Source organism: uncultured Oscillibacter sp., assembly GCF_910587525.1.
Taxonomy (GTDB): Bacteria; Bacillota; Clostridia; order Oscillospirales; family Oscillospiraceae; genus Oscillibacter.
Window position 1 is genome coordinate 1 of the sequence record NZ_CAJULS010000168.1, and the last position, 4,128, is coordinate 4,128.

Below are 4,128 nucleotides of genomic sequence, written 5' to 3' on the forward strand. Positions count from 1 at the left end.
TCCCGGGGGAACACCGGCTCGTCCCGGACCTCGATCTTCACCCGGTTGGCGATGGAGAAGCCGCAGACCAGCAGATTCGTCAGCGCCGCGCCAAAGAACAGGCTGCGCAGCAGACAGGCCAGCCCCAGCAGCAGCAGTCCCACCGGCAGGGTGTTCAGCACGATGAGAATGGGCTTGTTCAGGAAAATGCGCACTACGCTCCGCAGGGCGTTGGGCTGGCACCACAGCGCCAGCAGCGTGATTGCTCCCGCCAGCACCACCGCCGCCAGCAGTGTCAGAGGCAGGGAGAGACGGTATTTCGGAAAGCGTGTTTTCAAGGTGGTAAATCCTTTCCCTAAAGTCTGTTTTAAAGCCGTCAAAGCGCCCTGCCTGACAGAAAAATCCGCCTTGGGCCGGTATTCCGCCGGTTTGATAGTCAACCCCCTTAAAAATCGGGCTCCGATTTTCAAGAAAGGCACCCCTCCAGGCCATTTCATGGGCTGTGTTTTGACTTTGAAGTCCACCGCAGACCGCTTTAAAGAGTCCTTGGATTCTTTTCAAGTGCGGTGACTATAAAACAGACTCTAGAAGATGATATTCCCATTATAGGGCATTTCAGAGAAAAAGCAAGCAAGAACTCCCCTCCGCCTAAAACAGAGGGGAGTTTTCTGTCCTTATATTACAATGTGCAATCAGAAGGTGACAACCTCCTGGGCCGGCTTTTTGCAGGGGCTCAGGGAGAGGATGTTCATCACAGGCCCCTTGCCCTTGTAGGCCTTGTGCTTCTCCACCGCCATTTTGGCGGTGACCTCGATCCAGTCCCGGTTCTCCAGGGCGTCCAGCCCGTCACCCCTGGCGATGAGCCCCAGGAACTGCACGTCGTTCTCGCAGCAGACCATGGCGAAACGGCCGGGGCAGTGGATGCCGGGGTACTTTTTGGAGTGGCACATCATCAGCTTCATGTGGACCAGTCTGCCGCCGTAGCGGTCCGGGTGGTCCATCACGTCCACATACCAGACGCCGAAGTCCTCATCAGGGATATCCAACACCTCCTGGCTGAGGTCGAAGGGGCACTCGTCCCCGGTGAGGTAGTCCTCGCTGGTGCCGTCCGTGTTTTCAAAGTAGATGTCCGCCCGGCGGTTCACCATCCGCAGGTTTCGCTTTCTCAATGCCTCCCGCAGCTCCGGCGTGGCCCGGTTGAAGACCAGGAGATCCGCATTTGTGATCTTTTCCATCATCAGCTGGCCCATGTTCTTGGCGTAGACCTCGAAGGTGTCCGCCTTCACAAAGGTCATGATCTGGTACAGCACCCAGTTGGCCGGCAGTACCTCCCGGTACAACCGCTCCATCTGCCACATGCCGTTGTACTCGATGAGCACCTGCTTAGGCCGGTACTCCTTCTCCCATTCTTTCAGCCGGGAGCATTTCAGCTCCTCCTCGTCCTCCACAGTGACGACGGTGACATTGTCCAGGGCATTGGGGTTATATTCCTCCTCCCCCTCCTCGCAGCAGACCAGCAGGGTCCGGTCCTGGCGGGCGAAGCCGTCCTCCAGGACGCCGTTGATAAAATTGGTCTTGCCGCCGTCCAGAAACCCGGCGACCAGATAGACTGGAATATCCATGGTGCATGTCCTCTTTCCCTAATCACAGGCCGAACAATTCCGCCAGCTTCTTCTCGTTCAGCTCCGCGCCGATGACGCAGAGGCGGCCGGTGTAGTCCGGGCGGCCGGAGCGGACCTCGTGCTCCCCGGGCACGTAGTCGAACTCCACCCACGCGCCGTCCGTCCCGCCCACGATGCCCTTGGCCCGGAGGATCTTTCCGTACCCGCCGGAGTCCAGAGCCGCGAGGATCTTCTCGATCTCTGCCCGGGAAAATGTCTTGGGGGTCTCTTTGCCCCAGGAGGTGAAGACCTCGTCGGCGTGATGGTGATGGTGGTGGCAGGAGCAGCTGGGATCGTCACACTCATGGCCGTGGTCATGGTGGTGTCCATGTTCATCATGATCGTGATGATGGTGGTGCTCCTCCCCATCATGGCCGTGGTGGTGCCCGTGTTCCTCGTGGCCGTGATGGTGGTGATGGTGCTCTGCCTCCTCGGCCTCGTGCTCCGCCCGCATTTTCGCCAGCAGCTCATCGGCCAAAGACACCTTCTCCATGGCGGAGAGGATGGTCTTCCCGTCCAGCTGGTCCCAGGGGGTGGTGAGGATGGCGGCGGAGGGGTTCTTCTCCTGAAGCATGCTGACCGCGGCCTCCAGCTTCTCTTGGGAGAGCTTCTGGGTCCGGGAGAGAACGATGGTGCCGGCGGACTCCACCTGGTTGTTGTAGAACTCGCCGAAGTTCTTCATATACACCTTCACCTTAGTGGCGTCCGCCACGGTGACGAAGCTGTTGAGCTTCAGCTCCGGCACGTCCGCCACGGTGTTCTCCACCGCCACGATGACATCGGAGAGCTTGCCCACGCCGGAGGGCTCAATGAGGATGCGGTCCGGGTGGAACTGGTCCGCCACGTCCTTAAGGGCCTTGTTGAAGTCCCCCACCAGGGAGCAGCAGATGCAGCCGGAGGACATCTCGGAGATCTGAACGCCGGACTCTTTCAAAAAGCCGCCGTCGATGCTAATCTCGCCGAACTCGTTTTCAATCAGCACCAGCTTCTCCCCGGGGAACGCCTCGGAGAGCAGCTTTTTGATGAGGGTGGTCTTGCCGGCTCCCAGGAAACCGGAGATAATATCAATTTTTGTCATACAATCAAGTCCTTTTTGATAAAATTCTGAACATGCCTAATCATACCATTAAAAATAAAAAAAGCAAGAATTTCACAAAAATTTTACAGTTTTTTCCGCCGCTTCCGCCGGACCTCCGGCTGGAAATCATCCAATTCCCGGGCGGCGAGACCGGAGAGCAGCAGCAGGCACAGCAGGTTTGGCAGGCACATCAGCGCATTGCAGATGTCGGAAAAGCAGAACACGGCCTCCAGCTCCGCCGCCGCGCCCCACAGCACCGCCAGGGCGAAGGCCAGCCGGTACAGCAGGACGCGCCGTACGCCAAAGAGGTATTCAAAGGCCTTCTCCCCCTGGTAGGCTCCGCCCAGAATGGAGGTAAATGCAAAGAGGACAACGGAAAAGCTCACCAGCAGCCCTCCCGCAGGCCCCAGCACGGAGCGAAAGGCCAGAATGGTCAGCGCCGCGCCGTCTACGGCGTTCCCAGCGGCGTCCACCGCCCCCAGGGCGCCGGAGCAGCAGATGGCAAGGCCCGTCACGGTGCAGACCACACAGGTGTCGAAAAAAGCGCCGGTCATGCCGATGTATCCCTGCCGGACAGGGCTGCTGGTGGCCGCGGAGGCGGCGGAGATGCCGGCGGAGCCCATGCCGGATTCGTTGGAGAACACCCCCCGGGCCACGCCCCAGCGGATAGTGTTCATCAGCGTCCCGGCCGCGCCCCCCGCCGCCGCCCGGGGAGAGAGGGCGCAGCGGAAAATCAGGGCGATTCCGGCGGGGAGGTTCTCCCGGCAGCCCCACAGCACCGCCAGGGCCGCCCCCAGATACAGCGCCGCCATCACCGGCACCAGGCCGGCGGAGACCCGGGCCACGCTCTTCACTCCTCCCAGAATGACCGCCAGGGACAGCCCCGCCGTTGCCAGGGCGGCAGCGCGGACAGGAACGCCGAAGGAGGCCTCCAGCGCTCCGGCGATGGAGTTGGCCTGGGCCATGCCGCCGATGCCGAAGGAGGAACACACGGCAAAAAGGGCGTAAACCGCCCCCAGAGCGGCCCCCAGCCGCCCCAGTCCCAGACCGTCCCGCATGACGTACATGGGCCCGCCGCACATCTCCCCCCGCCGGTTTTGGCGGCGGAATTTCACCGCCAGCAGGCACTCCGACAGCTTGGTGGAAAGCCCCAGCAGGGCGGCCAGCTCCATCCACACCAGCGCACCGGGGCCGCCCGCCACCAGGGCCGTGGCCACGCCCACGATGTTGCCGGTGCCGATGGTGGCGGCCAGGGCGGTCATCAGCGAGGCGAAGGGGGTCACATCGCCGTCCCGCCCCTTCACCCGGGCCTCCCGGCCCAGGGCGGCGCGCAGGGCGTAGCCCAGATTCCGCCAGGGGAGAAAGCGGGTGCGAACCAGCAGAAATGCCCCCGTCCCCGCCAGCAGGGCC

At 61.8% G+C, this 4,128-nt stretch carries 3 protein-coding genes and 1 pseudogene; all 4 read right to left on the minus strand.

Annotation, left to right across the window (positions count from 1 at the left end):
• Nucleotides 1-317: pseudogene (locus QZ326_RS11650) on the minus strand (LTA synthase family protein); the annotation flags it as partial.
• Between the two features lie 354 nt (nucleotides 318-671).
• Entirely contained in the window at nucleotides 672-1,601 is a 930-nt protein-coding gene (locus QZ326_RS11655) for a GTP-binding protein (protein ID WP_295745378.1), read from the minus strand.
• A 22-nt stretch (nucleotides 1,602-1,623) separates the two neighbouring features.
• Nucleotides 1,624-2,718: a GTP-binding protein gene (locus QZ326_RS11660; protein WP_295745380.1), complete on the minus strand. Its 1,095-nt coding sequence runs from the start codon at nucleotides 2,716-2,718 to the stop codon at nucleotides 1,624-1,626.
• A gap of 83 nt (nucleotides 2,719-2,801) precedes the next feature.
• On the minus strand, nucleotides 2,802-4,128 hold a 1,327-nt coding region (locus QZ326_RS11665; RefSeq protein WP_295745382.1), incomplete at its 5' end, for a sodium:alanine symporter family protein.